The organism is Pseudomonas sp. TUM25319 (assembly GCF_056388475.1).
On record NZ_CM150751.1, the window covers coordinates 2,555,125 to 2,580,486 of the forward strand.

Here is a 25,362-nt window from a genome sequence, read left to right on the forward strand (position 1 = left end):
TGTGCGCCATAATATGACACTGCAAAAAAATTGCACTGAAACAGCACTTTTTTGAATTTGAGCTAGTGGTCAGTTTTCTGCAGACTTGCGCCCATTCTTTCCATCTCCACGGAAGGAGCCCTTTGCGTATTGCCCCCTCGCGATACAAAGTCCGCTCGATGTTGGGCGGGCTTCTTTTCTTCAAAACAGGTGCCTGGTCCGTCCCATGTCTAGTCGTGGTCTGAGTCACTGGTTCGATCGCTTCATCCCCGCCGCTTTGCATATCCCTCCCCAGGAATGGTTCCGCGCCGCCCTCGGTGCGCTGCTGGCGCTGGTCACCGCCGGTGGTGCGTGCAGTTACCTGTTCGGCACTCCGGCCACGCTGCACCTGATGGCGCCGCTGGCGGCCTCGACGGTGCTGCTGTTCGCCGTGCATTCCGGCGCGCTGTCGCAGCCCTGGCCGTTTCTCGGCAGCTACGTGTGTGCGGCGGCGGTCGGGATCAGCCTGCATCACTGGTTCGGGCCGGGGTTGATGGTGGCCTGCGCGGCGCTGTTGCTGGTGATCCTGGTGATGTGCCTGCTGCGCTGCCTGCATCCGCCGGGTGCGGCGCTGGCGGTGAGCCTGGCGCTGGCCGACCCGTCGCTGGCGGCCATGGGCGTCAAGGTGATCGAGCCGGTGATGCTCAATGCGCTGATCGTGCTGGCGGTGGCGGTGGGCTACAACCGTATCACCGGTGTGCTCTATCCGAAGATCGGCGTTCCGCGCAAAAAAGCTGCCCATGCGACAACCGACCAGCCGGCGAGCGAGCGGGTCGGTGTCAGTTCGGCTGACCTCGACCAGGCGCTGGAGGATATCGGCCAGTTCGTCGATGTGACCCGCAGTGATCTGGAGCGGATCATCCGCGCCACCCAGCGCCATGCGGTGCAGCGCAGCCTTGGCGGTATCACTGCAGCCCATGTGATGTCTCGCGACGTGCAGTTTTCCACGCCCGACACCACCCTCGAGCAGGCCTGGAAACAGCTTGCCAGCCACCACCTGAAAAACCTGCCGGTGCTCGACAAGGGCGGCAAGCTGGTGGGCATCGTCAGCCTCGGCGACCTGGTCGGACCGGCCATGGCCGCCACGCGCTTCAGCTGGCGTGCGCTGTTTGGCCGGCGCAAGCCGGTGCGCCTGGCGCAGATCATGAGCGAGCCGGTGATTACCGTGGACAGTGAGCGTCAGGCGGTGGAACTGATCCCGCTGCTGTGCGACCAGGGCCTGCATTGCCTGCCGGTACTCAAGGACGGCAAGGTGGTCGGCGTGGTTACCCAGACCGATCTGATCGCGGCCCTGAGCCAGCATCTTCTGGCTCAGGAGCGGCTGGCCGAGGCGGCCTGAGGTTCAGATCAGCGGGTCCCAGCGCTGGGACCAATCGCTGTCGCCGTTGACCACCTGTCGCAGCCGTTCGAAGGCCTGGCGCAGCACCTGCGAATCCCGCTCGCGGGGGTAGACCAGGAAGGTCGGGTAGGTGAATTCCGGCGCCTGCGGCACCCGCTCCAGCACGCCGCGTTCAAGGTAGCTCTCTACCACGCGGGTGCGGAAATAGCCGCTGCCTCCGTGTTCGAGGATGTACTGCAGTGCCAGCGGCCCGAGGTTGAAACTCAGTGCCGGGCGGGTGCAGTCGGGCAGGGCGTCGTCGTGCTGGCGGCGGAAGGCTTCGCCCCAGTCGATGTACACGTAGGGCTCGGGCTGACGCTTGAGGCGGATGCAGATCAGCTTCTCTTCCATCAATTGCTCGACCTGCAGCCCCGGCCCGTAGACCGGCTGGTACACCAGCGCTGCGTCCAGCGTGCCCATCTCCAGCTTGCGCAGCAGGGTTTCGCTTTCGCCGACTTCGCTGCGGATGGCGTGGCCAGGCAGGTGCTCGCGCAACGCCCGCACCCAGTCCAGCAGCAGCGGGTTGCACAGGCTCATCTCGCCGCCGATGCGCAGCGCCGGCAGGCGGCCGTCGGGCAGCGGCAGGTCGCGACGGGCGGCTTCCCAGGTGTTCATGAGCTGGTGGGCATACGGCACGAAGGCCTCGCCGTTGCTGGTCAGGCTGGCGCCGTTGCGGCTGCGGATAAAGAGCTGGCAGTCCAGTTGCTGTTCGAGTTTCTGTACCCGAGCGCTGATGGCGGTCTGGGTGACGTGCAGGCGTTCGGCGGCAGCGACGAGGCTGCCGCTGCGCACGATTTCGAGGAAGGTCCGGGCCAGCTCGATGTCCATGGGGCACCAGTTTGAGGGCGAGCAGGCCATTCTACAGAACACGGTGGGAGCAAGCTTGCTCCCACACAGGCATAACGGGGTGGTCTTGATCAGTAGCGAATCATCACCGATTTGAGCTCGGTGTAGTCCTCGATGAAGGCATCACCGAACTCGCGACCCACCCCCGACGCCTTGATCCCGCCGAACGGGACCGCAGGGTCCAGCAGGGTGTGCATGTTCACCCACAAGGTGCCGGCCTTGACCTGTGGGATCAGGCGCATGGCCTTGCCCAGGTCGTTGGTCCACAGGCTGGCGCTGAGACCGTAGGGGCTGTCGTTCATCAGTGCGACCAGTTCCTCTTCGTCGTCGTAGGCGAGGAAGGTCGCCACCGGGCCGAAGGTTTCTTCGGTCATCAGGCTGTCTTTCGCCGAGTTGGCGAGGATCACCGTCGGCTCGACATAGCAGCCCGGGCCATCGATCAGCTTGCCGCCATGGATGATCCGACTTCCTTCTTCGCGGGCCTTGGCGAACAGTTGGCCGAGCTTGAGTTGATGCTGCTTGTTGGTGACCGGGCCGAATTCGCTGCCTTCGTCCAGTGGCGAGCCAATCTTCAACTGGCTCAGGCGCTCGCTCAAGCGGGTGGTGATGGCGTCGATCTGCGAGCGATGCACGTAGAAGCGCTCGGCGGCAGCGCAGATTTGTCCGGAATGCAGGAAGCCGGCCTCGATGATGCCGTTGACCGCAGTTTCCACATCCACGTCCGGCAGGAAGCCTGCCGCGTTCTTGCCGCCCAGTTCCAGGGTGGCGCGCGTCAGGTTGGCAGCCATGGCGGTCTGGCCCACGGCGAGGCCGGTGGGCACGGAGCCGGTGAAGGACACCTTGTCGGTGTGCGGGTGTTCGATCAGCGCCTTGCCGACGCCGCCTGCGCCGGTGACCACGTTGAGCACGCCCGCCGGCAGGCCGGCATCGATCGCCAGTTCAGCAATGCGCAGGATGGTCAGCGGGGTGAATTCGCTTGGCTTGATGATCACGCTGCAACCGGTGACCAGCGCCGAGGCCAGCTTCCAGATGGCGATCATGGTGGAGAAATTCCACGGCACGATGCCGACCACCACGCCCACCGGCTCGCGCAGGGTGAAGGCGCTGTAGCGCTCGCCGTTGAACGACGGCAGCGACGGGGTGATGGTCTGGCCGTTGATCTTGGTTGCCCAGCCGGCGTAGTAGCGCAGGAAGTGCGCGGCCTGGGTGACTTCGAAGTGGCGGGAAATCTGGATCAGCTTGCCCGACTGACAGGTTTCGATCTGGGCCAGTTCTTCGCAGTGCTGTTCGATCAGGTCGGCCAGCTTCAACAGCACGCTGCCACGCACCGCCGGCGCGGCCTGGGACCATTGGGCGAAGCCCTGGCGGGAGGAAGAGACGGCGGCTTCGATGTCGCTGCTGCTGGCCTCGCCGACACGGCTGATGACTTCGCCGCTGGCCGGGTCGATCACGTCCAGGTGGCGGCCGCTGTTGGCGGGTTGCGCGCGGCCGTCGATGAACAGGCCGTGGTTGCGCTGGAAGAAGGCCTGGACGGCAGGCAGGAGAGAGGTGGTCATGGCAGGTGTACCTGTGCAGATAGGCAAAGCCGCACCCTAGCCCAGGCGTGCGCGGGTGACTTGACTGAGCCTGCCAGCGCGACATGACCGGGTCTGCCAGCGTCTGGCACGGCATTCCGACAATGGGGTTGGCTACGCCATGAAAAGTACAATTTTGTCTCTGGAAGGTGCATTTTCAGTCTGTCTGCCGCCTCCCATACTGGCCCCGAATCCGCCGCAGCCTGTGCAGCCCACTGGCTAGCTGGACATCCAATAATAAGCAGGGCCTCCCATGAAAAAGCCAAACCCGCTGCTCGAAGACCTCAAGTCGGTACTGCCGACCATCGCCGCCAACGCCCCGCGTGCCGAGAAAGACCGCATGGTCCCCGCCGAGAACATCGCCCTGCTCAAGGGGATCGGCCTGCACCGCGCCTTCTTGCCAAAAGCCTACGGCGGCATGGAGATCTCCCTGCCGGAATTCACCGATTGCATCGCGCTGCTGGCTGGCGCCTGTGCCAGCACCGCCTGGGCCATGAGCCTGCTGTGCACCCATAACCACCAGCTGGCCATGTTCCCGGCCAAGCTGCAGGAAGAAATCTGGGGTGTGAACCCGGACCACACCGCCAGCAGCAGCATCGCGCCGTTCGGTCGTGTCGAAGAAGTCGACGGTGGCCTGTTGTTCAGCGGCGAAATGGGCTGGAGCAGTGGCTGCGACCACGCCGAGTGGGCCATCGTCGGCTGCCGCCGGGCCAATGCCGAAGGCACCCAGGACTACTGCTTCGCCGTGCTGCCACGCAGCGACTACGAAATCCGTGACGACTGGTACGCCGCCGGCATGAAAGGCAGCGGCACCAAGACCCTGATCATCGACAAGGCCTTCGTTCCGGAGCACCGCATCCAGAAAGCCAAGGACATGATGGAAGGCAAGTCCGCAGGCTTCGGGCTGTACCCGGACAGCAAGATTTTCTACACCCCGTACCGTCCGTACTTCGCCGTCGGTTTCGCCACCATCAGCCTGGGCATCGCCGAGCGCATGCTGGAAGCCTTCCGCGAGAAGACCAGGAACCGCGTGCGTGCCTACACCGGTGTCAGCGTCGGTGCTGCGACCCCGGCGCTGATGCGCCTGGCCGAATCGACCCATCAGGTCGCCGCGGCCCGCGCCTTCCTCGAAAAAACCTGGCAGGACCACGCCGACCACGGCGCCCGCAAGGAATACCCGAGCCGCGAGACCCTGGCTTTCTGGCGCACCAACCAGGCCTACGCGGTGAAAATGTGCATCCAGGCCGTGGACCGTCTGTACGAGGCCGCCGGCGGCACCGCCTGGTTCGAGAGCAACGAGCTGCAGCGTCTGTGGCGTGATTCGCACATGACCGGCGCCCATGCCTACACCGACTACGACGTCTGCGCGCAGATTCTGGGTCGTGAGTTGATGGGCCTGGAGCCCGACCCGAGCATGGTCTGACGCTCGATCCGTTCTCTCTCTCTCATAAAAACAAATCACGGTTGCCCTTGCGGGCAGCCGGGGAGTCTTGCATGTCCAATGAAACCGTTGCGGCCTTCGACAGCCGCGCCTTCCGCCGCGCCCTGGGCAACTTCGCCACCGGCGTTACCGTGGTCACCGCCGACGATGGCGCGGGCAACAAGGTCGGCGTCACCGCCAACAGCTTCAACTCGGTGTCCCTCGACCCGGCGCTGATCCTGTGGAGCCTCGACAAGCGCTCCACGAGCCTTGCGACGTTCGAGGCGGCCAGCCATTTCGCGGTCAACATTCTGGCTGCCGACCAGATCGATCTGTCCAACAACTTCGCCAAGCCACGGGATGACCGCTTCGCCGGCATTCCTCACGAGGCGGGCGCGGGCGGGGCGCCGATCCTGTTGGACTGCTCGGCCAACTTCCAGTGCGAGAAGTACCAGATCCTCGACGGTGGCGATCACTGGATCATGATCGGCAAGGTGGTGCGCTTCGAGGACTGCGGGCGTTCTCCATTGCTCTATCACCAGGGCGCCTATTCCATGGTGCTACCGCACACGCGTATGACCAAGCGTGAAGAAGGCCAGCCGCCGAGCAGCAACTTCCAGGGCCGCCTGAGCCATAACTTGTACTACCTGATGACCCAGGCCCTGCGTGCCTACCAGAGCAGCTACCAGCCGCGGCAACTGTCCAGTGGCCTGCGCACCAGCGAAGCACGAATGTTGATGGTGCTGGAGAACGATGCCGGCCTGAGCCTCGCCGACCTGCAACGGGAAGTGGCGATGCCGGCGCGGGAGATCGATGAAGCCGTGGCCAACCTGACCCGCAAGGGCCTGGTCAGTGGCAGCGAAGAGGGCGGCAATGTGCGCCTGACCGTGAGCGGCATCGACCAGACCGAAGCACTGTGGACCATCGCCTGCGAGCAGCAGGACAAGGTGTTCGGCCAGTTCAGCGAAGAGCAGATCGAGACCTTCAAGACCGTTCTCAAGGCTGTGATTCGCGGTTAGAGCTTGAGGTCTCATCGCCGGCCTGCCGGCGATGAGACCCTTCAAATCCCAATCCCTCACAAACCCGAGGGTGTCATTTTGCCTCTGAATTGTTATGTTATTACATCAATAATTCGGGAGCCCCCATGAACTACCCCATTGGAAGGTTGTACCTCGGCCTGTCCGCCGGTCTGTTGAGCCTGCCCGTCACGGCGCAGGACACCGTCACCCTCGACACCGTCAGCGTCACCGAACGCCGTCTCGAAGAGCGCGCCGATGGTCCGGTACAGGGCTATCGCGCCACCCGTTCGGCCACTGCGACCAAGACCGACACCGATATCCGCGACACGCCACAAGCCATCAGCGTGGTCCCGGCACAGGTGCTGGACGACCTCAACAGCACCCGCATCGACCGCGCCCTGGATTTTGCCGGTGGCGTCTCGCGGCAGAACAACTTCGGCGGCCTGACCTTCCTCAACTACAGCGTGCGCGGCTTCACCACCGGCGAGCTGTACAAGAACGGCTTTGCCATCAACCGCGGCAGCTACAGTGCACCAGACACCTCGGCCATCGAGCGCATCGAAGTGCTCAAGGGGCCTGCTGCCAGTCTCTACGGTCGTGGCGATCCGGGCGGGCTGGTGAATATCGTCAGCAAGAAGCCCCAGGCCGATGCTTTCACTACTTTCAAGGCCAGCGCTGGCAGCTGGGACCGCTACCGCACCAGCCTGGACGTGAACACGCCGCTGACCGACGACGGCAGCCTGCTGTCACGGGTGAACATGGCCGTGGAAGACAACGGCAGTTTCCGCGACCACGTCGATGGCCGCCGGCAGATCGTCAGCCCGTCGCTGAGCTGGCAACTGAGCCCCGATACGCTGCTCTCCCTCGACAGCGAATTCTCCCGCACCGAATCGGTGTTCGACCGTGGCATTCCGGCGGTGAACAACGAACTGGGCCCTGTCTCGCGTTCCACCTTCATTGGCGAGCCCAACGACGGTCATATCCGCAACCACAACCAGACCCTCGATGTGGCGTTGGAGCACTACCTCAACGACAACTGGAAAGTGCGCCTGGCCAATCACTACACCCAGGGGACCCTGCGCGGGAACAGCTCGGAGCCGTCGCGGGTGGTGGGCAGCCAGATCAGCCGCTTCTACCGCGAGCGGGATTTCGAATGGAACGACACCATCACCCAGGCCGAGCTGCACGGCCACTTCGACCTGCTCGGCTGGCAGCACCAGAGCCTGATCGGCCTGGAGTACGAGAATTACCGCAACAGCCAGAAGTACCCGCAGAGCGTCACCGGCTTCGGCTATGGGCTGGACATCTTCAATCCGGTCTACGGCCAGCCCAAGCCGGCGCTGGTCAACCCCAACGATTTCTTCGAGCGCACCGAGAGCCAGGCGCTGAACCTGCAGGACCAGATCACCTTCACCGAACGCCTGCGCGGGCTGGTGGGCGTGCGGTTCGAACGGATCGAACAGACCGCGCAGAACCGCGCTACCGGTGTCAGCAATCGCCAGGAAAAAGACGTTGCCACACCGCGAATCGGGCTGCTGTACCAGCTCACCCCCGAGGTCGGCGTGTTCGCCAATGCGTCCACCTCGTTCAAGCCCAACAGCATGGGCACCCGGGGCCAGGTGTACAAACCGGAGAAGGGTATCGGCTACGAGAGCGGGCTCAAGCTCGACCTGTTCGACAGCCGTCTGGGCGCGACGGTGGCGCTGTTCCGGATCGACAAGGAAAACGTCATCACCACCGACGCCTTCGGTGAAAGCATTGCCGCCGGCAAGGCCCGCAGCCAGGGCCTGGACCTGCAGTTCAGCGGCCAGCTCAGTGACGCCGTGCGGGTGATCGGTGCCTACGCCTACATCGACGCCGAAGTGACCAAGGGCGATGCGGCGTTGCCCAAGGGCAGCGATCTGCTGGGTATCCCGCAGCACAGCGGCAGCCTGATGGCGGTGTACGCGTTCCAGGACGGCGCATTACGGGGCTCGGACTTCGGCGCCTCGGCCAATTATGTCGGCGAGCGCTCCGGCCAGGCGGGCAGTCATTTCCGCTTGCCGTCCTACAGCACCGTTGACCTGCTGGCCCATTACAAGGCCAGCGAGCAGCTCACCCTGGGCCTGAACCTGAACAACCTGTTCGACCGCAAGTATTACGAGCGGGGGTACAACGCGGCGTGGAACATGCCGGGGGATCCCCGCAACCTCAGCCTCAGCCTGACCTTCAGTCTCTGAGGCATGCCTGCCGGCCACAGCGCCGGCAGGCCGCAGGTTCTTCGGTGGGCTGTTATTCGGTGGGGCTACTGCTGATAGCGGATGCTGTTGACATACCAGACCGCCTCGCCCCCCGGCGTCTGTACCACCACCTCGTCGCCTTCTTCCTTCTTCAGCAGGGCACGGGCCATGGGGGAGTCCACCGAGATGTAGTCGTTGCGACCGTAGATTTCGTCGTAGCCGACGATGCGGAATTTCATCTGCTCGCCGTCGTCGTTCTCGATTTCCACCCAGGCGCCGAAAAACACCTTGCCTTCCTGTTCGGCGCGGTAATCCACCACCTTCACGTCTTCCAGGCGCTTGCGCAGGTAGCGCACGCGGCGGTCGATCTCGCGCAGCAGCTTCTTGTTGTACTGGTAGTCGGCGTTTTCGCTGCGATCGCCGAGGGAGGCGGCCCAGGTGACTTTCTGGGTGATCTCGGGACGGTAGACGCGCCAGAGGTGGTCCAGCTCGGCTTTCAGGGCTTCGTGACCGGCGCGGGTGATGATGTTGGTAGCCAATGCCTTCTCCTCGGCGGGCAATGCTTCAGGGGGCAGAGATTACTCGCCGTGCCGGCAGCGGTACAGGCTGCCGACATGACGGGCAGGGTCTTCAGCCTTCGCGCAATACCGTCAGCGGGCTGGCGTTGAGGGCGCGACGGGTACCGACCACGCCGGCGCCACCTACCAGCACCGCGCCGGCCAGCGGCAGCAGGAGCAGCCAGGGATGCGGTGCCCAGTGCAGGTCGAAGGCGTAGCGGTAGAGCACCCAGGTGATCAGCTCGCAACCGATCGCCGCGAGCAGGCCGCTGGCCGCGCCGAGCAGACCGAACTCGATGCGCCGCGCCTTGACCAGCAACACCCGCCCGGCGCCCAGGGCACGCAGCAGGGCGCCCTGGCGGATGCGTTCGTCGAGGGTTGCCTGCAGCCCGGCAAACAGCACCGCCAGTCCCGCCGCGAGGACGAACAGCAACACGTACTGCACCGCCAGGGTGACCTGGGCAAGGATGCTGCGCAGTTGGTCCAGCAAGGCGTCCACCGGCAGAATGGTGGTGGCCGGGAAGGCCCGGGACAGGGCGATGATCTGTGCGTCGTTGCCCGGCGCCAGGTAGAAGCTGGTCAGGTAGGTGGTCGGCAGTCCCTGCAGGGTGCCGGGCTGGAAGATCATGTAGAAGTTCGGCTGGAAGCTGTCCCAGTTCACGGTGCGCAGGCTGGTGACCTGCGCCTGGCGTTCTTCGCCGCCGATGACGAAGGTCAGCTGGTCGCCGAGCTTGAGCTTGAGGCTTTCCGCCAGTTCTGCCTCCACCGAGACCCCGGGTACTGCATCGGCCACCGGCTGGCCTTGCCACCACTGGCCGGCACTCAGGGCGTTGCCGTCCGGCAGGTCGGCGGCCCAGGTCAGGCTCAGGTCGCGCTGCACGGCACGGTCGCCGGTGGATTCCTTGCTCACCAGTTGCTGCACCGGCTCCTCGTTGATTTTGGTCAGGCGGCCGGGGATCACCGGGTAGAGCGGCGCGGCATGGCTGGAAAAGCTGTCCAGTTGCTGGCTGAATCCGGCCTTGTCGTCCGGCAGGATGTTGAGCACGAAGTAGTTGGGCGCGTCTTCGGGCAACTGGTTGTGCCAGGTGTCCAGCAACTCGATGCGCAACAAAGTGATCAAGCCCATGGCCAGCAGGATCAGGCCGAAGGCAAGCGACTGCCCGGCTGCTGCCAGCGGATGGCGCAGCAACTGACCCAGGCCCAGGCGCCAGGCCAGCGGGGCGCCCGCCAGCAGGCGCCGCAGGCTGCGCAGGCCGAGCAACAGCAGACCGCCCAGCAGCAACGCGGCAATCAGGCCGCCGCCGAGCAGGGCGAAGGTCAGCAGCAGATCGAGGCTCAGGCGCCACATGATCAGGCCGAGGGCGAGGATCGCGGCGCCGTACACCAGCCAACTGCTTGGCGGCACCGGCAGCAGGTCGCGGCGCAGGACCCGCAATGGCGGTACCCGGCCCAGCGCGGCCAGCGGCGGGAGGGCAAAGCCGGCCAGCGCCACCAGGCCGGTGGCGACCCCAGCTAGCGCCGGGGCCACGCCGCCGTCGGGAATTTCCGCGGGCAGCAGGCCGTCGAGCAGGGCGAACAGTCCCAATTGCGCGAGCCAGCCCAGCAGGGCGCCGGCGAGGGCAGCAACGCTGCCAAGGATCGCCAGTTGCAGGCAGAACAGGCTCAGCGCCTGCTTGCGCGACAGGCCGAGGCAGCGCAGCAGAGCGCTGGCGTCGAAGCGGCGCACGGCAAAGCGGCTGGCCGACAGTGCCACTGCCACGCCGGCCAGCAGCACCGCCACCAGGCTGGCCATGTTCAGGTAGCGCTCGGCCTTGCCCAGGGCGCCGCCCACTTGCTGGTTGCCGTCGCGGGCATCGCGGATGCGCTGGTTCGGCGCCAGCGTGCCGTCGAGGAACTGGCGGTAGTCGGCCAGCACCAGGTTGTCACCGCGCCACAGCTCGCGGTAGCTCACCCGGCTGCCGGGCTGGACCACGCCGGTGGCGTCGAGGTCGGCGAGGTTGATCATCACCCGTGGCGTCAGGCTGTAGAAGTTGCCGGCGCGGTCCGGCTCGTAGGTCAGCACGCGGCTCAGTCGCAGGGTTTTCATGCCGACGTCGATGCTGTCGCCGATCTTCAGGTCCAGCGCTGCCAGCAGGCGCGGCTCGGCCCAGGCCTCGCCGGGTGCCGGGCCACCGCCGGTGTTTTCCGCGCCGTAGGGCTCGGCAGCGCTGCGCAGTTCGCCGCGCAGCGGATAGGCCGCGTCGGCAGCCTTGACGCTGGACAACTGGATGCCGTTGTCGGTGGCGATCACGCTGGAGAATTCCACCACGCGGGCATGGTCCAGGCCCAGGGCGTTGCCCTTGTCCACCTGTTCGGCGCTGGCGGGCGAGCTGCCTTGCAGCACCAGGTCGGCACCCAGGAACTCGGTGGCACGTAGCAGCATGGCGCCGTTGAGGCGGGCACCGAAGTAGCCGATGGCGGTGCTGGCCGCGACGGCGATCAGCAGGCCGAAGAACAGCACCCGCAGTTCCCCGGCACGGGCATCGCGCAGCAACTGGCGCAGGGCGAGGTTGAACAGGCGCAGAAAGGACAGGTGTGCCATCTAGGGCTCCATCGGGCTGACCAGATGGCCGGCATCCAGGCGGATCTGCCGACGGCAGCGGCGCGCCAGGCGTTCATCGTGGGTCACCAGCACCAGGGTGGTGCCGCGCTCCTTGTTCAGCTCGAACAGCAGGTCGCTGATGCGCTCGCCGGTGTGGCTGTCGAGGTTGCCGGTAGGTTCGTCGGCGAACAGCACGTCAGGCTCGGCGGCGAAGGCGCGGGCGATCGCCACCCGCTGCTGCTCGCCCCCGGAGAGCTGGCGTGGCGAGTGGCTCAGGCGCTTGCCCAGGCCGACCCGTTCCAGCAGCGTACGGGCGTGCTCGCGGGCATCGCGGCGGCCGTCCAGCTCCAGTGGCAGCATGACGTTTTCCAGGGCATTGAGGCTGTCGAGCAACTGGAAGGACTGGAACACGAAGCCGACATGCTCGGCGCGCACCCTGGCTCGCTGGTCTTCGTCCAGCGGGCCAAGGTCGTGGCCAGCGAGGGTCACCGACCCGCCGCTGGGCTGGTCGAGCCCGGCGAGGAGGCCGAGGAGGGTGGACTTGCCCGACCCGGATGCGCCGACGATCGCCAGGCTGTCGCCTTCGCCGAGTTCCAGGGAGAGTTCGTGGAGGATGGTGAGGTTGCCTTCCGCGCTGGGGACCACTTTGCTAAGGTTCCGCGCAGTGAGAATGCTGGGGCCCATGGAGAATCCGATGCGAGTGTGGTTATTGAGTGCTGGCCTGGCCTTGCTGTGCATGGCGCAGAGCGCAACGGCGGGTACGGTGTTGATCGTCGGCGATAGTATCAGCGCCGCTTTCGGCCTGGATACCCGCCAGGGTTGGGTCGCCTTGCTTGAGCAGCGGCTCAAAAACGAGGGTTTCAGCGACAAGGTGGTCAATGCCTCCATCAGTGGCGACACCAGCGCGGGCGGCCAGGCGCGGCTGCCGGCGCTGCTTGCAGAGCACAAGCCGAGCCTGGTGGTGCTGGAGCTGGGTGGCAACGATGGCCTGCGTGGGCAACTTCCTACGCAATTGCAACAAAATCTTGCATCGATGATCGACAAGTCCCGGGCCGCCGGGGCCAAGGTGCTGTTGCTCGGCATGCAACTGCCGCCCAACTATGGCGCCCGTTACACCAAGGCGTTCGCTCAGGTCTATTCCGACCTGGCCAAGGAGAAAGACGTTCCATTGGTGCCTTTCTTCCTCGAAGGTGTCGGCGGTCATCCTGAACTGATGCAAGCCGACGGTATCCATCCGGCCCAGGGCGGGCAGGGCCAGTTGCTGGAAAATGCCTGGCCGGCAATAAAACCGCTGCTTTGACGCTTTTATCGGGACCGGCTTTCGGCTAATGTTGCGCCCCCGATTTGGAGCCCCCGATGCCGCGTCCCGCCTGGTCCCTGTATGCCTATCAATTGATCGAGCCTGACGAACAGCTCGACCTGTTCGCCTGTCAGGAAGTCCGCGTGCATCTGGTCGCCCGTCAACTGGAGTTGGGCGGCTCTGCGGACCGCACCCTGTGCGGCACGCTGCTGCCGGCGCAACCGCGCTGGTCCGGGGTGCCCACTACCGTCTACCGCGATCGCCGCCTGTGCCCGCTGTGCCGGGCGATCCTCGACGCCCAGCGCCGCGGCACGCGCCCCGTCTGGCCGGAACTTTAGGCCGCTTTTCCACTCTGTCACCTTCGAGCGGCCATGCCTCCCGATTGTTTCGACAGAGGTGTACAATTGCCGCCTTCACCCCCGAATTGCGAAGGATTTCCCGGATGTTGCCGCGCTTCCCCGCCGTCACCCGTTGCCTGTCCCTGGCCGCCCTGCTGGCGGCAGGTCCCGTTGCCGCACTGGAGTTCCCGTTGCCGCCGCCCGGCGAAGACATCATTGGCCAGGTTCAGGTGATCAAGGCCAAGTACGAGGACACCTTCGCCGATATCGGTACCGCCGGCGACCTGGGCTACCTGGAGATGGTCGCCGCCAACCCGGGCGTCGATCCGTGGCTGCCGGGTGCCGGTACCGAGATCATCCTGCCGACCCGTTTCATCCTGCCGCCGGGCCCGCGCGAAGGCATCGTCATCAACCTGGCCGAGTACCGCATGTACTACTTCCCGAAAGGGGAGAACGTGGTCCACACCTATCCGCTGGGTATCGGTCGTGAAGGCTGGGGCTCGCCGATCGCCCAGACCAAGGTGACGGCCAAGACGCCGAATCCGACCTGGACCCCGCCAGCGTCGATCAAGGCCGAACACGCTGCCGATGGCGACCCGTTGCCCAACGTGGTGCCTGCCGGCCCGGACAACCCGCTGGGGCCGTTCAAGTTCACCCTGGGCGTTCCGGGCTACCTGATCCACGGTTCCAACAAGAAGTTTGGTATCGGCATGCGCACCAGCCACGGCTGCTTCCGCATGTTCAACAACAACGTGCTGGAACTGGCGAAGATGGCCCCCGTCGGTACGCCGGTGCGGATCATCAACGAGCCTTACAAGTTCGGTATCAGTGGTGGCAAGGTCTACCTCGAGGCACACACTCCGCTGGACGACAAGGGCGACCCATCGGTGGTCGACAAGCACACGGCCGTGATCAACGCGCTGCTCAAGCGCGAGGACCTGGCCAACAATGTGCGCATGAACTGGGACATGGTGCGCGACGTGGTTGCCGCGGAAGATGGCATGCCGGTGGAAATCGCCGTGCCGGACGCTGCCGCTGGCGATAGCTCGATGGTTTCCAGCGCGCCTTACCAGCAGCAGTAAGCTGCAAGCTGCAAGCTGCAAGCTGCAAGCTGCAAGCTACAAGCTACAAGCTACAAGCTACAAGAAGAAGCAGTCCGTGCAGGGCTGCTTTTTTTGCTTTGAATTGAGATCCGGGGCGATAGAAGAGGGTGAGGTTTGCGCGTATCGCTTTTTCTTGCAGCTTGCAGCTTGCAGCTTGCAGCTTGCAGCTTATGCCTTGCCGCTGAACTAGGGGCAACAAAAAAGCCGACCCACAAGTGGGTCGGCTTTCAAATAACAACCCCGAAGGATTGTTACTTGCGGCTGGCTTTTTCCAGCATACGCAGAGCGCGCTCGTTAGCTTCGTCAGCAGTTTGCTGAGCTTTCTGAGCGGCAGCCAGAGCGTCGTCAGCTTTGCGGTAAGCTTCGTCTGCACGAGCTTGAGCGCGAGCTGCTGCGTCTTCGGTAGCAGTCAGACGAGCTTCGGTTTCTTTGGATACGCTGCTGCAACCGGTAGCCAGAACTGCGGCCAGAGCCAGAGCAGAGAATTTCAGAACGTTGTTCATCGTGTTCCCCTTCAAGGACTTTCTATTAAATAGCCATCTCTCAACAAAGAGAAACTGGCCGGCGTACATAGTACCCATTACTTGTAGTAAGTAAACTGACTGAGCGCAAGAATTGGAAAAAAATTGCGGCGCTTCGCATCTTGACGGGCTCTGCCCGCGCAAACCGTGCATTTGCTGCGTGTTGGGACTGTAACGTGTTCTTGTGAAAGTGTTTTTTCTTGAACTAATGGTGACTTTAATTGTCTGCCAGCGTCATAAGCACTAAATCATCCGGCTACAGTTCCTGGCACGCGCCCGCACCGCCGTCCAAGGGCCTGGAGTGTGCAAATTTTCCGACCGGCGTCTTGAGCATCCATGGGATGGACGCCTACTATTTGTACGTGCTCAGTTACCCGAGAACGATCAGGCTTTTCTCGCTGTCCAACGGGGCACGGGGTGGCGTAGAGGTTCCTTCGCCGGACAAACATCGGTTAAGGTAGGGTCTTTATTACAAGACCCGCGAGGAGTAGTGATGAGCGAGGCGTTGTCCATCCACCATGACCAGGCTGGTCATCAGTTCGAGACCAATGTGGACGGTCATCGTGCTTACCTGACGTACATGGACCTGGGTAAGCAGACTCTGGATATCTATCGCACTTTCGTGCCCAACGCCCTGCGCGGCCGAGGCATCGCTGCGGCCTTGACCGAAAAAGCGCTGGCGTACGCTGAAGAGCGTGGCTACACGGTCATTCCTTCGTGCTCCTATGTCGAACGCTACATGGAGCGCCATCAGAAACATTCTTCCAAGGTCTGACTGTCCAGGGCATGAAGCGCCATCGATTGTCGCTTCATATCGACCAGACATGAAAACGCCGGGCATTGCCCGGCGTTTTCGTTTCCAGCAGGCTCAGGCGCGGCGGTTGGGCAGCACGTCCTTGAGCTTGTTGCGCATGCTGCGCAGGGTGTTGGCGGTCGCTTCCCAGTCGATGCAGGCGTCGGTGATGGAGACGCCATACTGCAACTCGTCCAGGTTCTTCGGAATCGCCTGGCAGCCCCAGTTCAGGTGGCTTTCGACCATCAGGCCGATGATCGACTGGTTGCCTTCGAGGATCTGGTTGGCGACGTTCTCCATGACCAGCGGCTGCAGGGCCGGGTCTTTGTTGGAGTTGGCGTGGCTGCAGTCGACCATGATGTTCGGCTTGATCTTGGCCTTGTTCAGCGCCTGTTCGCACAGGGCGACGCTGACCGAGTCATAGTTCGGCTTGCCGTTGCCGCCGCGCAGCACCACGTGACCGTAGGCGTTGCCCTTGGTGGTGACGATGGACACGCCGCCTTCCTGGTTGATGCCGAGGAAGCGGTGCGGGCTGGATACCGATTGCAGGGCGTTGATGGCAACCGTCAGGCCGCCGTCGGTGCCGTTCTTGAAACCGACCGCAGAGGACAGGCCGGAGGCCATTTCGCGGTGAGTCTGGGATTCGGTGGTGCGGGCGCCGATGGCCGACCAGCTGATCAGGTCCTGCAGGTACTGCGGGGAAATCGGGTCGAGGGCTTCGGTGGCGGTGGGCAGGCCCATTTCCGCGAGGTCGAGCAACAGTTGGCGACCGATGTGCAGGCCGTCCTGGATCTTGAAGGAGTCGTCCAGGTACGGGTCGTTGATCAGGCCTTTCCAGCCGACGGTGGTACGTGGCTTCTCGAAGTAGACACGCATGACCAGATAGAGGGTGTCGGAGACTTCCGCAGCGAGCACTTTGAGGCGCTCGGCATACTCGTGGGCGGCTTTGACATCGTGGATGGAGCAGGGGCCGACCACGACGAACAGGCGATGATCCTTGCCGTCGAGGATATTGCGCACCACTTCACGGCCCGCGGTCACGGTCTGAAGCGCGGTGGCGCTGAGTGGAATCTCCTTCTTGAGCTGATCGGGCGTGATCAGTGTCTCGTTGGAGGCAACGTTTAGGTCGTCGATCGGTAAATCAGCCATCGTGTTACTCGTCAGGTCACGGATGCCGGCCGCCAGCGATCCCCGTGCGGCGGAGCAGCATGATTGAGCTCAGCGGGGAGCGGAACCTTAGCGCGTAAACCCTTGCCTCGACAATGGGCATCAGCCTTATTCCTGCACCCTTCGGGCCTTTGCGCGCGGGTTTTTACGACTAAAGTGGCTGGCGAGTGGCCGGACGGCGGATGAAATGCATAATGGGGCGGTCAGACTGCCCGTCATCAGGAGTGGATCACCCATGAGCAAAGGCCTTGGCGACAAACTGGTCGTGGCGATTTCCTCCCGCGCCCTGTTCGACCTCAGTGAAAGTCATCGGTTGTTCCTCGCCGAAGGGGTCGAAGCCTATCGTCAGTACCAGATCGAGCACGAAGACGAACATCTCGCGCCAGGCGATGCGTTTCTGCTGGTGGAAAAGCTTCTGGGTCTCAACGCCGCCCTTGGCCAGCAGCGTGTGGAGGTGGTGCTGGTCTCGCGCAACAGCGCCGACACCGGCCTGCGTGTTTTCAATTCCATCGAGCACTACGGCCTGGGCATTTCCCGTGCGGCGTTTGCCGGTGGACGCAGTCCCTATCCTTACCTGGCCGCGTTCGGCTGCCATCTGTTTCTCTCCACCGACGCCGACGATGTGCGCAGTGCCCTGGAGGCCGGCTTCGCTGCTGCAACCATCCTTTCCGGCGGTGCGCGGCGCGAGTCGACCGAGGAGCTGCGCATCGCCTTCGACGGCGACGCGGTGCTGTTCTCCGACGAGTCCGAGCGGGTCTACCAGGCCGGCGGGCTGGCGGCGTTCCAGGCCAGCGAGCGCCAGGCCGCGCGTGAGCCGCTGCGGGGCGGTCCCTTCAAGCCGTTCCTGGCGGCGCTGAATCAGGTGCAACAGGAGTTTCCCAGCGGTGCCTGCCCGATCCGCACGGCATTGGTCACGGCGCGCTCGGCTCCGGCCCACGAGCGGGTGATTCGCACCCTGCGCGAATGGGATATCCGCCTCGACGAGTCGCTGTTCCTCGGCGGGCTGGACAAGTCGGCGTTTCTCGAAGCCTTTGCCGCAGACGTGTTCTTCGATGACCAGGCGGGCCACTGCGATCGTGCCAGTCGGGTGGTGGCCACCGGCCATGTTCCGCATGGCATCAGCAACGAGCGGACACCCGGCTGAGCCCCGCTGGACGGGGGCTGCGCATCAACGGGGCGCTGCTAAGCTGAAGCTTGCTCTGCCGTTTCGGCAGTGGAGGAAGCTAAATGATCCGTTCGATGCTGTATGCCACGGACCTCGGTGTGTACGCGCCCTATGTCATGCAACACGCGCTCGCCCTGGCGCGGACCTTCAACGCTGAGCTCTACGTGATCCATGCCGTGGAGCCGATGGGGCAATTCGCCGAGTCGTTGCTGCAAAGCTATCTCGACGAGCAGACGCTGGACCAGTTGCACAGCCAGGGCGTCAGCACCGTCCTGTCCAATATCGAGCAGCGGGTACTGGAAAACTTTCGTGATGAATTGGGGGACCAGGAAGATCTGGCAGTGATTCGCACGGTACGCGTGCGCCAGGGCGATCCGGCCGAAGTGATTCTGGACCAGGCCCAGCGCCTGAACGTCGACCTGCTTATCGTCGGCAGCCACAGCAGCGGCGCCGGCGTGGAGATCCCTATTGGCCGCACGGCCGTGCGTATTCTTCAGCTCTCACCGGTCCCGGTGTACATGGTGCCCCTCGCACAGCACCTCGGGCGCAGGAAGTCTTGAGGAAGTTTCCTTTTGGCTTGTAAGAAAACTGGTGAAATTGTTCTAGATTTATTCTCCTGACCACTAATATAGTTATAACTCGTCGCTGTTGCCGGTGACGCCCAGCATCTGAGGGATACCTATGAAGCTTCAACAATTGCGCTACATCTGGGAAGTGGCGCACCACGACCTCAACGTTTCCGCGACAGCGCAGAGCCTGTACACCTCCCAACCGGGGATCAGCAAGCAGATTCGCCTGTTGGAAGACGAGCTGGGCGTGGAAGTCTTTGCCCGTAGCGGCAAGCACCTGACCCGCGTCACACCTGCAGGTGAACGCATCATCAATACCGCAGGCGAAATCCTGCGCAAGGTCGAAAGCATCAAACAGATCGCCCAGGAATTCTCCAACGAGAAGAAGGGCACCCTGTCGATCGCGACCACTCACACCCAGGCGCGTTATGCGCTGCCGCCGGTAATCAGTTCGTTCATCAAGCAGTACCCGGAAGTGGCCCTGCACATGCATCAGGGGTCACCGATGCAGATCGCCGAGATGGCTGCCGACGGCACCGTCGATTTCGCCATCGCCACCGAGGCGCTGGAGCTGTTCGGTGACCTGGTGATGATGCCGTGCTATCGCTGGAACCGCTGCGTGGTGGTGCCGCAAGGTCACCCGCTGACCAAGCTGCCCAAGCTGACCCTGGAAGTGCTGGCCGAGTACCCGATCGTCACCTACGTGTTCGGTTTCACTGGCCGTTCCAAGCTGGACGAAGCCTTCAGCCACCGCGGCCTGACCCCGAAAGTAGTATTCACCGCTGCCGACGCCGACGTCATCAAGACTTACGTGCGTCTGGGGCTTGGTGTCGGCATCGTCGCGAAGATGGCAGTGGATCCGAAGCTGGACAGCGACCTGGTGGTTCTGGACGCCAGCGAGCTGTTCGAATCGAGCATCACCAAGATCGGTTTCCGTCGCGGCACCTTCCTGCGTGGCTTCATGTGCGACTTCATCGAGAAGTTCGCCCCGCACCTGACCCGCGAAGTGATGGCCAAGGCGATCCAGTGCCACAACAAGCAGGAACTGGAAGAGCTGTTCGAAGGTGTCGAGCTGCCTGTGCATTGAGGGCAGCTACAAGCTTCAAGCTGTAAGCTGCAAGAGAAAAGCGGTCCGCATGCGGGCCGCTTTCTTTTTTGGACTGGGGAACGCCGGAAGGAAAAAGCGGCCCTGATACGGACCGCTTCTACTTGCAGCTTGTCACTTGAAGCTTGCAGCTTGAAACTTGCAGCTGAGAAAAAGTCAGGCTTTGGAGATGATGTTGCCCGCGTGCAGCCCGCATTCCTTGTGGGTGGCTTCTTCCCACCACCAGCGGCCTTCGCGCTCGTGCTGGTTTGGCAGTACCGGGCGGGTGCAAGGCTCGCAGCCGATGCTGATAAAGCCACGCTCGTGCAGGCTGTTGTAGGGGATTTCCATCATGCGGATGTAGCCCCAGACTTCCTCGCTGGTCATCTGGGCCAGCGGGTTGAATTTGTACAGCGGGCGCTCCGGAGTGGAGAAGGCGCCGTCGATTTCCAGTACGGCCACCTGGCTACGGGTGCCGGGGCTTTGGTCGCGACGCTGGCCAGTGGCCCAGGCATTCACCGTGGCCAGCTTGCGCCGCAGCGGTTCGATCTTGCGCACGCCGCAGCATTCGCCGTGGCCGTCCTTATAGAAGCTGAACAGGCCCTTTTCCTTGACGAACGGGTCGAGTTTGTCGCGATCCGGCGAGAGGATCTCGATCGGCAGCTTGTACTCTTCACGCACGCGGTCGATGAAACGGTAAGTCTCAGGGTGCAGGCGGCCGGTATCGAGGCTGAACACCTTGACGTTCTTGTTCAGCCTCCAGGCCATGTCCACCAGCACGACGTCTTCGGCGCCGCTGAAGGAAATCCACAAGTCGTCACCGAAGTGCTCGAAGGCGAGCTTGAGGATGTCCCGTGGAGACTTGTTGGCGTAGGTCGCGGCGAGGGCGGCGACGTCGAAGGGTTGGCTCATCAGGCGGCTTCCGGTCATTGAATGGCGCTTGGCGCTCGTAGTGAGGCAGATGTTACCAAAAAATGCCGGACTGGACGGGTCGCAATGCCGTGCCAGCGTTGCTAGAGTGCAGCTCCATTTTTTGGCGTTGTTCGAGGAGTGTGTTGTGGAAATTGCCTGTCTCGACCTGGAAGGTGTACTGGTCCCGGAAATCTGGATCGCCTTCGCGGAAAAAACCGGAATCGAATCGCTGCGGGCCACCACCCGCGACATTCCGGACTATGACGTACTGATGAAGCAGCGCCTGCGGATTCTCGACGAGCACGGCCTGAAGCTCGCGGATATCCAGGAAGTGATCGCCACCCTCAAGCCGCTGGACGGCGCCATCGATTTCGTCAACTGGCTGCGCGAGCGCTTCCAGGTGGTGATCCTGTCCGACACCTTCTACGAGTTCTCCCAGCCGCTGATGCGCCAGCTGGGCTTTCCGACCCTGCTGTGCCACCGCCTGATCACCGACGAAAACGACCGGGTGGTGAGCTACCAGTTGCGCCAGAAGGATCCCAAGCGCCAGTCGGTGCTCGCCTTCAAGAGCCTGTACTACCGGGTGATCGCTGCGGGCGACTCGTACAACGACACCACCATGCTCGGCGAGGCCGATGCCGGCATCCTGTTCCATGCTCCGGAAAACGTGATCCGCGAATTCCCGCAGTTCCCGGCGGTGCATGATTTCGAAGCGCTGAAGAAAGAGTTCATCAAGGCGTCGAACCGGGCGTTGAGCCTGTAAGTTTCACAGGGGCTGTGAGGGCCTCATCGCTGGCTTGCCAGCGATGAGGTGCTCACAGGCCCTGAAGTGTTTCCAGCAACACCCGTACCTTGGTAATCGACTCCTGGTACTCCGCTTCCCAGTCCGAATCCGCCACCACCGCGCCACCGCCCCAGCAGCACACCTGGCCATCCTTCACCAGCAGGCTGCGGATGGCGATGGAGCTGTCCATCTCGCCCCGTACGTCCACATACAGCAACGACCCGCAGTACAGCGCCCGACGGCTGGGTTCCAGCTCGTCGATGATCTGCATCGCGCGGATTTTCGGCGCGCCGGTGATGGAGCCGCCGGGGAAGCTGCCGGCGATCAGGTCCAGCGCATCCTTGCCGGCCGCCAGTCGGCCGGTGACGGCGCTGACCATGTGGTGGACGTTGGGGTAGCTCTCCAGGTTGAACAGTTCCGGCACCCGCACTGAGCCGATTTCGCAGGTGCGACCGAGGTCGTTGCGCAACAGGTCGACGATCATCAGGTTCTCGGCGCGGTCCTTGGTGCTGGCCAGCAATTCCTCGCCGTTGGCCCGGTCCTGCGCCGGATCGGCACTGCGTGGGCGAGTGCCCTTGATCGGGCGGGTTTCCACCTGGTCACCACTGACACGGATGAAGCGCTCGGGCGAGAAGCTGAGCAGGGTGCTGCCGTCTTCCAGTGCCTGGAAGCCGGAGAAGGGTGTCGGGCAGGCGGCGCGCAGCGCTTGATAGGCAGACCACGGATCGCCCTGGCACGGCGCACGGAAGCGCTGGGTCAGGTTGATCTGGTAGCAGTCGCCAGCCTGGATGTAGTGCTGGACCCGTTCGAAGGCCTGGCGGTACTGATCGGCGCTGATATCGCCGCGCATCGGCGCATCCAGGTGGAAGCGGGCGCTGTGTGTTTGCTGCGGCGCCCGGCTGAACAGCTCAATCAGCCGTTGTTGCTCGTCTGCCGCCAGCGCGGGGTGGAACAGCAACTGGCTGGTGCGCAGCTGGTGATCGCTGATCAGGGCCCAGGCGTACAGGCCAAGGGTGGCGTCCGGCAGGCCGAGGTCGTCCCGGGCCTGCTCCGGCAGCTGCTCCAGGCGACGACCGAAGTCGTAGCTCAGGTAGCCGATCACGCCGCCGGCAAAAGGCAGTTCCACGCCGTTTGGCAATTGCGCCGGACCGAGGTCGGCGAGGCTGTCGCGCAGCCGTTGCAGGTAGTCCTCGCCGGTTTCTCCTGCTTCCACCCTCAGCGTGCGCAGCGGCCAGGCGCTGAGCACGTCGAAGCGGCCGCGTTCGGCGACGGGGCGGGCGCTGTCGAGCAGCACCGCGCCAGGGGCGTGGCGTACACGTTCGAAATAACGGGCGGGGTCAGCCTGATAGGGCAGGGAATGCAGTGTGCAGGTTGGCATGCGCGTGAAAGGCTTTCGAGGCGGGGGAAGCATTGTATTCCTCTGCAGGAAATGCTCCTAGAGGATCAGTGAGATGAAAACAACCGCCCCGGTACCTGAGCACCGGGGCGGGGTATCGTCACTTGGCGGGCACGTGGCCAAACAGGTTCTGCGCGAAGCGCACACGCTCTTCCGCCGTTTCCTGGACGCCGTTTTTCGCAAGCTCTTCCAGGTGTGCTTCGATGGCATGGGTGCGCTGGGTCAGGCCGCAGTCGTTGGCGATCTGGATATTCAGGCCAGGACGGGCGTTGAGCTCGAGGATCAGCGGCCCCTTGTCCTGGTCCAGCACCATGTCGACACCGATGTAGCCCAGGCCGCACAACTCGTAGCAGCCGGCAGCCAGCTTCATGAAGCCGTCCCAGTTCGGCAGTTGCACGCCATCCACCGCGTTGGTGGTGTCCGGGTGCTTGCTGATGATGTTGTTCAGCCAGGTGCCGCGCAGGGTCACGCCGGTGGCGAGGTCCACACCGACGCCGATGGCGCCCTGGTGCAGGTTGGCCTTGCCGCCGGACTGCCGGGTCGGCAGGCGCAGCATGGCCATCACCGGGTAGCCCATGAGCACGATGATGCGGATGTCCGGCACGCCTTCGTAGCTGATGCTCTTGAAGATCTGGTCCGGGGTCACCCGGTACTCGATCAGCGCACGGTCGCGGTGCCCGCCGAGGGAGTACAGGCCCGTGAGGATGCTGGAAATCTGGTGCTCGATTTCCTCGTGGCTGATGATCTTGCCCGAGACGGTGCGGTAGCGGTTCTCGAAGCGATCGGCGATCACCAGGATGCCGTCACCGCCGGCGCCTTGCGCCGGCTTGATGACGAAGTCGCTGCGCCCGCCGATGATCTCGTCGAGTTTTTCGATCTCCTTTTCGGTGGAGATGATCCCGTACATTTCCGGCACGTGGATGCCGGCCTGCAGCGCCCGCTCCTTGGTGATGATCTTGTCGTCGACGATCGGGTACAGGTGGCGCTTGTTGTACTTGAGGACGTAGTCCGCATTGCGCCGGTTGATACCCATGATGCCCCGGGCTTCCAGGGCCTTCCAGGTTTTCCAGAGTCCGAACATCAGGCGTCAGCCTTCACGAAAGCCTTGAAGCGAACCAGCTCCGTCAGGCGGTAGCCGCGGTAGCGACCCATCGCCAGCATGAAGCCCACCAGGATCAGCAGTACCGCCGGGAAGGTGAAAACGAAGTACACCAGTTCCGGCACGGTCATCAGCAGGTGCGCCACGGACGCGGCGAACAGCGTGCCGATGGCGACTTTCATGGCGTGGCCGCCGCCGCGCTCTTCCCAGGTGATGGACAGGCGTTCGATGGTCATGGTCAGGATCACCATCGGGAACAGCGCCACCGACAGGCCGCGTTCCAGGCCCAGCTTGTGGCTGAACAGGCTGATGGCGGCGATCAGCACCACGACGAAGGTCAGCACCACCGACAGGCGCGGCAGCATCTGCAGCTTGAGGTGTTCGAGGTAGGAGCGCAGCGACAGGCCCAGGGCGGTGATCACCGTGAACAGCATGATGCCGAAGCCCAGTTGCGTTTCGCGGAAGGCCAGGGCGATCAGCACCGGGGTGAAGGTGCCGAGGGTCTGCAGGCCGACCAGGTTGCGCAGGATCAGGATCACCAGCACGCCGATCGGGATCATGACCATGATCATGAAGGTCTGCTGGGTCTGCAGCGGCAGGCCGTAGAGCGAGTATTCGAGGAAGTCGGCGTCGGTGTTCTCGTCGGTCAGCTTGGCCAGGCGGATGGCGTTCATCTCGCTGTTGTTCATGCTGAAGCTGACGTTTACCTTCTTGCCGCCGTCGACGGTGATCAGGTTGTCGTCACCGGTCCACCACAGCAGGCGGTCGCTCGGCAGGCCCTGCTCGCCGGTGTCCGGGTTGAAGTACAGCCACTCGTTGCCGTTGAAGCTGCGCAGCCACAGTTCCGGAGTCTGCGGCTGGTCGGCCACCAGGCGGATGGTCTGCACCCGTTCCAGCGGCACATGGGCGATGGACAGCAGCAGGTCGATGATCTTGGCCTTCTTCTGCACCGACGTGTCGCCGGCCAGCAGCAGCTTGACGTTGTCGTCGTTGAGATTGTTGACACGCTTGATGGTTTCGCTGACGAAGGTCTCGACGTCGGCCGAATGCTGGCGGATCGGTGCCATCAACGCTTCGGCGGCGATCTTCTCGGGGCCTTCGACCGGCAGGCTGTCGCGGAAGGTCGGGCCCTTGATCTTGGGCTTTTCACTGCTGTAGCGCTTGGTCAGCACCAGGCGGTAGTAGAGCGTCTGGTTGCCGCTGGCGCGACGGGCCGACCAGGTCACCTTGCGGTTGCCGTCGACGCGGTTGACGCTCACGCCGTAGTTGTTGGAGATGAAGCTCTCGTTGAGGCTGACGTAGTCATGGCTCAGCGGTGGCACGTACATCTGGACCTTGACCGGGTCCTTCGGGCTGGCAACGAACTCGACCTTGGCGTCGATGTTCCACAGGTCGTCGGTTTCGTCCTCGGTCACCGGGATGCCCAGGAAGAAGATCTGATAGGCCGTGATCAGGACGCCCAGTAGCACCAGCACGGTGATCAGGACTTTCAGATGAAGGGTAAGAGAGCGCATCGGAA

Annotated in this window: 23 protein-coding genes; 12 read left to right on the top strand and 11 right to left on the bottom strand. The window is 63.5% G+C overall.

The genetic code is table 11. The annotated features are described in order from the left end of the window. The first annotated feature begins 205 nt into the window (after positions 1-205). Positions 206-1,357, top strand: coding sequence for an HPP family protein (locus AC05QJ_RS12200; RefSeq protein ID WP_476747095.1), 1,152 nt, complete (start codon positions 206-208; stop codon positions 1,355-1,357). Positions 1,358-1,360: 3 nt separating this feature from the next. Here the strand turns inward: AC05QJ_RS12200 and AC05QJ_RS12205 are convergent, their stop codons facing one another. Together AC05QJ_RS12205 and AC05QJ_RS12210 are read right to left on the bottom strand one after the other, a co-directional pair. Further along, positions 1,361-2,224 (bottom strand): LysR family transcriptional regulator, encoded by an 864-nt coding sequence (locus AC05QJ_RS12205; protein ID WP_476747096.1) that lies wholly within the window; start codon positions 2,222-2,224, stop codon positions 1,361-1,363. Positions 2,225-2,313: 89 nt separating this feature from the next. Beyond that, positions 2,314-3,798: an aldehyde dehydrogenase family protein gene (locus AC05QJ_RS12210; protein WP_476747097.1), complete on the bottom strand. Its 1,485-nt coding sequence runs from the start codon at positions 3,796-3,798 to the stop codon at positions 2,314-2,316. Positions 3,799-4,069: 271 nt separating this feature from the next. Here AC05QJ_RS12210 and AC05QJ_RS12215 point away from each other — a divergent pair, with 271 nt between their 5' ends. The 3 genes from AC05QJ_RS12215 to AC05QJ_RS12225 all read left to right on the top strand — a co-directional run bounded on the left by AC05QJ_RS12215 (position 4,070) and on the right by AC05QJ_RS12225 (position 8,474). Continuing rightward, on the top strand, positions 4,070-5,239 hold the full coding sequence (locus AC05QJ_RS12215) for a p-hydroxyphenylacetate 3-hydroxylase oxygenase component (RefSeq protein WP_476747098.1): 1,170 nt from the start codon (positions 4,070-4,072) through the stop codon (positions 5,237-5,239). 71 nt (positions 5,240-5,310) lie between these two features. Further along, positions 5,311-6,255 (top strand): p-hydroxyphenylacetate 3-hydroxylase reductase component, encoded by a 945-nt coding sequence (locus AC05QJ_RS12220; RefSeq protein WP_476747099.1) that lies wholly within the window; start codon positions 5,311-5,313, stop codon positions 6,253-6,255. 125 nt (positions 6,256-6,380) lie between these two features. Beyond that, the gene (locus AC05QJ_RS12225; RefSeq protein ID WP_476747100.1) at positions 6,381-8,474 is read left to right on the top strand and encodes a TonB-dependent siderophore receptor; all 2,094 of its coding nucleotides are present in this window, start codon (positions 6,381-6,383) and stop codon (positions 8,472-8,474) included. A gap of 65 nt (positions 8,475-8,539) precedes the next feature. Here the strand turns inward: AC05QJ_RS12225 and greB are convergent, their stop codons facing one another. The 3 genes from greB to AC05QJ_RS12240 all read right to left on the bottom strand — a co-directional run bounded on the left by greB (position 8,540) and on the right by AC05QJ_RS12240 (position 12,296). Then, entirely contained in the window at positions 8,540-9,013 is a 474-nt protein-coding gene (gene greB / locus AC05QJ_RS12230) for a transcription elongation factor GreB (RefSeq protein WP_476747101.1), read from the bottom strand. Between the two features lie 91 nt (positions 9,014-9,104). After that, positions 9,105-11,612 carry an ABC transporter permease gene (locus tag AC05QJ_RS12235; RefSeq protein WP_476747102.1) on the bottom strand — a complete coding sequence of 836 codons (2,508 nt, stop codon included), beginning with the start codon at positions 11,610-11,612 and terminating at the stop codon, positions 9,105-9,107. Further along, entirely contained in the window at positions 11,613-12,296 is a 684-nt protein-coding gene (locus AC05QJ_RS12240; protein WP_476747103.1) for an ABC transporter ATP-binding protein, read from the bottom strand. Positions 12,297-12,306: 10 nt separating this feature from the next. Between AC05QJ_RS12240 and AC05QJ_RS12245 the strand changes: the two genes are divergently transcribed. The 3 genes from AC05QJ_RS12245 (at position 12,307) to AC05QJ_RS12255 (ending at position 14,332) form a co-directional block, all read left to right on the top strand. After that, complete coding sequence (locus tag AC05QJ_RS12245) at positions 12,307-12,912, top strand: arylesterase (RefSeq protein WP_476747104.1); 606 nt, start codon at positions 12,307-12,309, stop codon at positions 12,910-12,912. Positions 12,913-12,968: 56 nt separating this feature from the next. Further along, positions 12,969-13,250 carry a hypothetical protein gene (locus AC05QJ_RS12250; protein WP_476747105.1) on the top strand — a complete coding sequence of 94 codons (282 nt, stop codon included), beginning with the start codon at positions 12,969-12,971 and terminating at the stop codon, positions 13,248-13,250. A 104-nt stretch (positions 13,251-13,354) separates the two neighbouring features. Next, positions 13,355-14,332, top strand: coding sequence for a L,D-transpeptidase family protein (locus tag AC05QJ_RS12255; RefSeq protein ID WP_476747106.1), 978 nt, complete (start codon positions 13,355-13,357; stop codon positions 14,330-14,332). 272 nt (positions 14,333-14,604) lie between these two features. On the opposite strand, the gene oprI is transcribed toward AC05QJ_RS12255, so the two are convergent. Next, a complete protein-coding gene (gene oprI / locus AC05QJ_RS12260) occupies positions 14,605-14,856 on the bottom strand; it encodes an outer membrane lipoprotei OprI (protein WP_037058464.1) in 252 nt (83 codons plus the stop codon). A 511-nt stretch (positions 14,857-15,367) separates the two neighbouring features. Between oprI and AC05QJ_RS12265 the strand changes: the two genes are divergently transcribed. Continuing rightward, entirely contained in the window at positions 15,368-15,649 is a 282-nt protein-coding gene (locus AC05QJ_RS12265) for a GNAT family N-acetyltransferase (RefSeq protein WP_476747107.1), read from the top strand. Between the two features lie 93 nt (positions 15,650-15,742). Here AC05QJ_RS12265 and AC05QJ_RS12270 read toward each other — a convergent pair whose 3' ends face one another. Next, a complete protein-coding gene (locus AC05QJ_RS12270; RefSeq protein ID WP_476747108.1) occupies positions 15,743-16,816 on the bottom strand; it encodes a 3-deoxy-7-phosphoheptulonate synthase in 1,074 nt (357 codons plus the stop codon). Between the two features lie 253 nt (positions 16,817-17,069). Between AC05QJ_RS12270 and AC05QJ_RS12275 the strand changes: the two genes are divergently transcribed. From AC05QJ_RS12275 to cysB, 3 genes are all read left to right on the top strand, one after another. Continuing rightward, a complete protein-coding gene (locus tag AC05QJ_RS12275) occupies positions 17,070-17,978 on the top strand; it encodes a 5'-nucleotidase (protein ID WP_476747109.1) in 909 nt (302 codons plus the stop codon). A gap of 83 nt (positions 17,979-18,061) precedes the next feature. Next, positions 18,062-18,559 carry a universal stress protein gene (locus AC05QJ_RS12280; protein ID WP_476747110.1) on the top strand — a complete coding sequence of 166 codons (498 nt, stop codon included), beginning with the start codon at positions 18,062-18,064 and terminating at the stop codon, positions 18,557-18,559. Positions 18,560-18,680: 121 nt separating this feature from the next. Next, positions 18,681-19,655: an HTH-type transcriptional regulator CysB gene (gene cysB, locus AC05QJ_RS12285; protein ID WP_009394496.1), complete on the top strand. Its 975-nt coding sequence runs from the start codon at positions 18,681-18,683 to the stop codon at positions 19,653-19,655. 174 nt (positions 19,656-19,829) lie between these two features. On the opposite strand, the gene AC05QJ_RS12290 is transcribed toward cysB, so the two are convergent. Continuing rightward, the gene (locus AC05QJ_RS12290; RefSeq protein ID WP_476747111.1) at positions 19,830-20,564 is read right to left on the bottom strand and encodes a phosphoadenylyl-sulfate reductase; all 735 of its coding nucleotides are present in this window, start codon (positions 20,562-20,564) and stop codon (positions 19,830-19,832) included. 145 nt (positions 20,565-20,709) lie between these two features. Between AC05QJ_RS12290 and thrH the strand changes: the two genes are divergently transcribed. Beyond that, complete coding sequence (gene thrH / locus AC05QJ_RS12295; protein WP_476747112.1) at positions 20,710-21,327, top strand: bifunctional phosphoserine phosphatase/homoserine phosphotransferase ThrH; 618 nt, start codon at positions 20,710-20,712, stop codon at positions 21,325-21,327. Between the two features lie 52 nt (positions 21,328-21,379). Here thrH and pabB read toward each other — a convergent pair whose 3' ends face one another. The 3 genes from pabB to rloB all read right to left on the bottom strand — a co-directional run bounded on the left by pabB (position 21,380) and on the right by rloB (position 25,357). Then, positions 21,380-22,726, bottom strand: coding sequence for an aminodeoxychorismate synthase component I (gene pabB / locus AC05QJ_RS12300; protein ID WP_476747113.1), 1,347 nt, complete (start codon positions 22,724-22,726; stop codon positions 21,380-21,382). A gap of 118 nt (positions 22,727-22,844) precedes the next feature. Beyond that, a complete protein-coding gene (locus AC05QJ_RS12305) occupies positions 22,845-23,825 on the bottom strand; it encodes an alpha-L-glutamate ligase-like protein (protein ID WP_476747114.1) in 981 nt (326 codons plus the stop codon). After that, positions 23,825-25,357, bottom strand: a complete 1,533-nt coding sequence (gene rloB, locus AC05QJ_RS12310) for an osmotic stress tolerance membrane protein RloB (protein WP_476747115.1) — start codon at positions 25,355-25,357, stop codon at positions 23,825-23,827. Before rloB ends, AC05QJ_RS12305 begins: the two co-directional genes overlap by 1 nt. Positions 25,358-25,362: the final 5 nt, after the last annotated feature.